The sequence below is a fragment of the Rhodoferax sp. UBA5149 genome, assembly GCF_002413825.1.
Taxonomy (GTDB): Bacteria; Pseudomonadota; Gammaproteobacteria; order Burkholderiales; family Burkholderiaceae_C; genus Rhodoferax.
In genome coordinates this window covers 1-5,390 of sequence record NZ_DHXT01000115.1, presented here as the reverse complement: position 1 = coordinate 5,390, position 5,390 = coordinate 1, and the positions used below count along the sequence as shown (strand labels likewise).

6 protein-coding genes and 1 pseudogene are annotated in these 5,390 nt (G+C 63.5%); 2 read left to right on the top strand and 5 right to left on the bottom strand.

What is annotated here, in order from left to right:
• From B3V69_RS10325 to B3V69_RS10310, 4 genes and pseudogenes are all read right to left on the bottom strand, one after another.
• A pseudogene (locus tag B3V69_RS10325) lies at nucleotides 1-224 on the bottom strand (tRNA (guanosine(46)-N7)-methyltransferase TrmB); the annotation flags it as partial.
• Nucleotides 221-1,201 carry a tRNA glutamyl-Q(34) synthetase GluQRS gene (gluQRS, locus tag B3V69_RS10320; protein ID WP_296446347.1) on the bottom strand — a complete coding sequence of 327 codons (981 nt, stop codon included), beginning with the start codon at nucleotides 1,199-1,201 and terminating at the stop codon, nucleotides 221-223. The gene gluQRS and the pseudogene B3V69_RS10325, both read right to left, overlap by 4 nt.
• 179 nt (nucleotides 1,202-1,380) lie before the next feature.
• On the bottom strand, nucleotides 1,381-2,454 hold the full coding sequence (locus tag B3V69_RS10315) for an NAD(P)/FAD-dependent oxidoreductase (RefSeq protein ID WP_296446264.1): 1,074 nt from the start codon (nucleotides 2,452-2,454) through the stop codon (nucleotides 1,381-1,383).
• Between the two features lie 37 nt (nucleotides 2,455-2,491).
• On the bottom strand, nucleotides 2,492-3,430 hold the full coding sequence (locus B3V69_RS10310; RefSeq protein ID WP_296446262.1) for a LysR family transcriptional regulator: 939 nt from the start codon (nucleotides 3,428-3,430) through the stop codon (nucleotides 2,492-2,494).
• Nucleotides 3,431-3,546: 116 nt separating this feature from the next.
• Here B3V69_RS10310 and B3V69_RS10305 point away from each other — a divergent pair, with 116 nt between their 5' ends.
• Nucleotides 3,547-4,248, top strand: a complete 702-nt coding sequence (locus B3V69_RS10305; RefSeq protein WP_296446260.1) for a pirin family protein — start codon at nucleotides 3,547-3,549, stop codon at nucleotides 4,246-4,248.
• Between the two features lie 43 nt (nucleotides 4,249-4,291).
• The gene (locus B3V69_RS10300) at nucleotides 4,292-4,846 is read left to right on the top strand and encodes a flavodoxin family protein (RefSeq protein WP_296446258.1); all 555 of its coding nucleotides are present in this window, start codon (nucleotides 4,292-4,294) and stop codon (nucleotides 4,844-4,846) included.
• 16 nt (nucleotides 4,847-4,862) lie between these two features.
• Here B3V69_RS10300 and B3V69_RS10295 read toward each other — a convergent pair.
• Nucleotides 4,863-5,390, bottom strand: a 528-nt coding sequence (locus tag B3V69_RS10295; protein WP_296446256.1) for a rhodanese-like domain-containing protein, incomplete at its 5' end; no start/stop codon positions are given.

The following is a 5,390-nucleotide window of genomic DNA, read 5'->3' as shown; positions in this document are numbered from 1 at the left end:
GCTACGAAATCGATAGCGCCTGCCTGGTAGGGCAGAAGAAATTGGGGGCCGATGTCCTCAAAGGCCTTGGCCTGGCCGGTGGTGGTACGACCGGCGCGCCGCACAAAACTCTTGATTTCCTTGGGGTAGGCCACGCCTTCCGGCGCGCGGCCCCGGATGCGCGGTTGGCGCGCAGCGGGTGGGTTGTCAGGGGAGGTGGGGTCGGTGGGGTTTGTATCGTTCACGGGACAGGATTGTAGAGAGGCGGCCGCTCCACTCTCCAGGCGACGGCCCAAGCGCTGACCCACGCGCCGAGCGCGTCCGCCATGCTGCCACTGGCGGCGGGCAAGCCCAGCACGCTGGCGGCGCGGTGCAGGGCTGCTCGTGCGGCCATAGGGTGGCTGGTATCGAGCGCCTGCGCGCCGTTCTGTTTGGATAACTTTTCGCCGTTGGCGCCCAGCACCAGGGGCGTGTGCAGGTAGCGCGGGGTGGCGAGGCCCAGGCAGCCTTGCAACAGGATTTGCCGTGCCGTGTTGTCGGCCAGATCCTCGCCGCGCACCACGTCGGTGATGCCTTGCGCCGCGTCGTCCACCACCACCGCGAGCTGGTAGGCAAAGCAGCCATCGGCACGCTTGAGGACAAAGTCGCCCACCTCGGCCTGCACATCCTGCTGCTGCGCTCCAAGGCGGCGGTCGGTCCAATGAATATTTTGTTTCGCTATTAAGTTTGTAGCATCTTGCGCATACTCTGCGGGGGCTAGGGGTCTATTTGATCTATAAAAATCGGTCCGCAGCCGCCATGCGCGGCCAGCTTGGCCGTGCAAGCCGGTGCGGCAGGTGCCGGGGTAGACCAGCTCGCCGTGGCGCACACGCGCCTGTCCCAGCCGGCGCCGCGCCGCTTCAAGGTCCCGACGCGAGCAGGCACAGGGGTAGGCCAGCCCTTGCGCCACCAGTTGATCCAGCGCCTGCTGGTAGAGCCCGCTGCGTTGCGATTGCCACACGGGTGATTCGTCGGGGTGCAGGCCGCAGTCAGCCAGCTGTCGCAGGATGATGAGATCGGCACCAGGAACGCAGCGTGGCGTGTCCACGTCTTCCATGCGAACCAGCCACTGGCCACCATGGGCTTTGGCGTCCAGCCAGCTGGCCAGGGCCGCGACCAGTGAGCCCGCGTGCAGCGGCCCGGTCGGTGAGGGGGCAAATCTGCCTGTGTATTTGGCCCCCACGCTTGCCACTTCGTGTGCTGCGCTGCCCCCCGAGGGGGTTGCTTCCCCTTGGGGCGGCCCGGCGGTGAAGCTGGCCCCCACGCTCGCCACTTCGTGTGTTGCGCTGCCCCCCGTGGGGGCTGCTTCCCCTTGGGGCGGCTCGGCGGTGAAGCTTGCCCCCGGGCTGGCCATGGTGTTTGTCAAGCCACTGACAGTGCCAGCTCCAGCCCGGAAATGAAGGCGTTCTCTACCCGGTGGCCCAGACACCAGTCGCCGCAGACGCCGATGCCCGTTTGGGCGTCCCACAGATGGGATTTGCCCAGCGGCTGGGTGGTCTGGGCGTAAAGCCAGCGCTGGGTGTCCACATGGGCGGGCTCGGCGCGGATGCCGGTGACCTCGGAAAAAGCCTTGAGCAGCTTGGCCTGCACGCGCTGGGCATCGTCTTCCAGGTGCTCTTGCGACCAGGCGGCGCTGGCCTGCACGGTCCAGCGTTCCACCGCGCCGCGCCCCGGTTTGGATGACTCGCGGGCCAGCCAGGCAATACGGTGGTGTGTGCTGCGCGCGGCATTCCACTGCGGCCCCAAGGTGGTCAGGCCCGGCTGCACGGCCTGCGGAAACGCCACCATCAATGTCCAGCACGGGGCCACTTTTACCTTGTCAACTTGTTTCACCAGCCGATCGGCCTGTCGTGATGTTTGCAGCAGCACGCGCGCCTGTGCCGCGGGGATGGCCAGCAGTACCGCATCGAAACCCGAAAACACATGCTGCACGCCAGCCGGCCCATCGGTGTGGAGTTGCCATTGATGGGCATTGAGAACATCGCGCTCCATCTGCATGACCCGGGTTTCCAGCTCGACGCAGTGCTGCGCCATCAGCGGCAGGGCCCAGCGGCTGGTCAGCGCGCTCATGCCCGGAGCGGGTACCCAGTGCGCCTCCCGCGCGGGCAGGCTGGACGCGGCCACGCGGCCACGCTCGTCCAGTACCTGCACGGTGTTGGCACTCCAGCGTCTGCACAGGTCTGGCACGGTGTCCAGCGCCTGCACAAATCGCGGGTCGCGCACGGTGAAATACTGCGTACCGTGGTCAAAGGTGCCAAATGCGCTGCTGCGCGTGGCCATGCGCCCGCCAATGCTGGCGCTTTTTTCGAACAGCGTGACCTGATGGCCTGCCTGCACCAGGGTGCGGGCGCAGGCGATGCCAGCCATGCCGGCCCCGATCACGGCAAAATGTTTGGACTTGGGTTTGGCCTTGGGTTTTGGTTTGGATTGGGTCATGACCGGTATCTCCAGGGGTTGTTGTATGTCTTGCACTTTACACGCCTCGGTGGCGCTCCAGTAAAGCGGCCCGGGTTGCAGCACTTTCCAGCTGCGCGAGCCACCAGGCCAGCGCGCGGCCATGGCCCGACTTTGCGACGCTGCGCCAGGCGTAGTGGAGTCGCACGACACGCTCGGGGCGGTCCGTTTTCTTGACCACCAGGCGGCCGGTTTCAATGTAGGCGCCGGCCATGCATTCGGGCACGAAGCCGCTGCCCAAGCCACGCAGCTGGGCGTCCAGCTTGTCCGCCATGGTGGCCACGGTAAACACGTCCTGCCCGCCCAGCAAGCCGAATGTCATGCCGCCGCCGCGCGTGATGGTGTCTGCCACGGCCACCGCCCGGTGTTGCCGGATCAGCTCGTCTTTCAGGGGCTCGGGCGCGCCGGCCAGCGGGTGGTGTGGCGCCACCGCGTAAATAAAGGTCACGTCTCCCAGGGACTTGCTGTGAATGCCCGCGTTGTTGCTTGACTCGGCCACACCCAGTGCCAGATCGGCCTGGCCGGAGGTCAGGGCGGCCAGCGTGCCCGACAATGTTTCATCGCGCAGCTTGATGCGGGTTGGTGGGTTGAGGGCAAAAAAGCTTTCGCACAGCTCCATCACGGTGGCCTTGGAGATGATGCTGTCGACCGCCACCGTCAGTTGCGACTCCCAGCCTGTGGCCACACGCTTGACCCGGTTCGCCACGGCATCAATGTCCGCCAGCAGGCGGGCACCTTCGCGCAACAGTTCGGCGCCGGCTTCCGTCAGACGGGCCTGGCGCGAACTGCGGTCGTACAGCAGGACGTCCAGGGCGTCTTCAATCTGGCGCACCCGGTAGGTCAGGGCGCTTGGCACCAGACCAAGCTCGCGGGCCGCCGCCGCAAAGCTCCCTGCAGCAGCGATGGCCTGCAGCATGGCGAGGGCGTCAGGTGTCAGAACATCGCGGGCAGTTTGCATTTGATTTCCATTTTGATTCGAATAATTTGAATGATGCCATCAAACGCCGTGGATTGCCGCAAGCCTGTTTGGACCTAAAGTTCAGGCATCAAGACACCACACCAAGGAGCTACGAGATGTTGACCCTTCGCAAATCCCAGGAACGCGGCCATGCCGACCACGGCTGGCTCAAATCATTTCATAGTTTTTCGTTTGCCGGCTACCACGATCCGCTGCACATGGGCTGGGGCAATTTGCGCGTCATCAACGAAGACTGGATTGCCGCAGGCAAGGGCTTTGGCACCCATGGCCACCGCGACATGGAGATCGTCACTTACGTGCTGAGCGGGTCTTTGGCGCACAAGGACAGCATGGGCAATGTGAAGGCGATACCGCCAGGCGACGTTCAGCGCATGAGCGCGGGCACCGGCGTCCAGCACAGCGAGTTCAACCACGCGCCCAATGCCACCACCCACTTGCTGCAAATCTGGATTGAGCCCAATGTCATGGGGGTTCAGCCGAGCTACGAGCAAAAGACCTTTGCCGACACCGAGAAGCGGGGCAATCTGCGATTGGTGGCGTCCGATGATGGCGCCAATGGTTCCGTCACGATTCATGCGGATGCGCGTCTGTACGCCGGTTTGTTCGATGGCGAACAAACGGCCCTATTGACACTCGATCCGGCTCGAAAGAGTTACGTGCACCTGGTGCGGGGCGAACTCCACGTCAATGGCGTTGCATTGGCCACGGGCGATGCGGCCTTGATCGAAGGTGAACGTCAGCTCACGCTGGACCACGGCAAAGATGCCGAGGTATTGGTGTTTGATCTCCTGGCCTGATTTTTCATTTCATCTCACTCAATTCATTTCAGGATTTCCAAAAATGGCAAAAATAGCCGTGGTTTTTCACTCGGGTTATGGTCACACCCAGCGCATGGCGCAAGCCGTGGCGGACGGCGCCGGCGCCGAGCTGGTTCCGATCGACGCTGACGGCAATTTGTCCGAAGCGGCATGGGCTACGCTCAACGCCGCCGACGCCATCATCATGGGTTCGCCCACCTACATGGGCTCGGTGAGCTGGCAGTTCAAGAAATTTGCCGACGCCTCCAGCAGGCCCTGGTTCAGCCAAGCCTGGAAAGACAAGGTGTTCGCCGGTTTTACCAACAGCGCCACCATGAATGGCGACAAGCTCTCCACGCTGCATTACCTGTTCACCCTGGCCATGCAACACAGCGGTATCTGGGTCGGCACCGGGCTCATGCCCAGCAACAGCAAGGCCGCCGTGCGCAATGACATCAACTACGTGGGCTCGTACAGCGGCGCCATGGCGCAGTCTCCTTCGGACGCCAGCCCCGCCGAAATGGCGCAGGGTGACCTGGATACCGCCAAACTGCTTGGCCAACGCGTGGCCGACGTGACGGCAAAATTCAGGGCTTGAGGCGACCCCGTGGCGCTCAGTTTTTCGTGACGGACAAATCAGCGCCGAGCGCGCGCCGTTCGTCAAACACAAAGCAGCTGCCCTGGTAATGCGCGCCGCCGGCTTCCTCGAAATATTTGAGGATGCCGCCTTCGAGCTGGTACACATGCGCCAGCCCCGCTTCACGCATCAAGATCGCCGCTTTCTCGCAGCGGATGCCGCCGGTGCAAAAGCTCACCACGGTTTTGTCCTGCAACTCGGCCTGGTGGTCGAGCAGGGCTTGCGGAAACTCGGTGAATTTATCGATGCGCCAGTCAATCGCGCCCTCAAACGTGCCGTGATCCACTTCAAAGGCATTGCGCGTGTCCAGTGTGACGACCGGCCTGCCACTGTCATCATGCCCTTGGTCCAGCCAGCGCTTGACGGTTTGCGCATCCACCGCTGGTGCGCGGCCGGCGGTGGGCTGAATCGCCGGGTGATCCATGCGGATGATTTCGCGCTTGACTTTCACCAGCATTTTCTTGAACGGTTGATGGCCTGACCAGCTCTCTTTGGGCACGAGGTC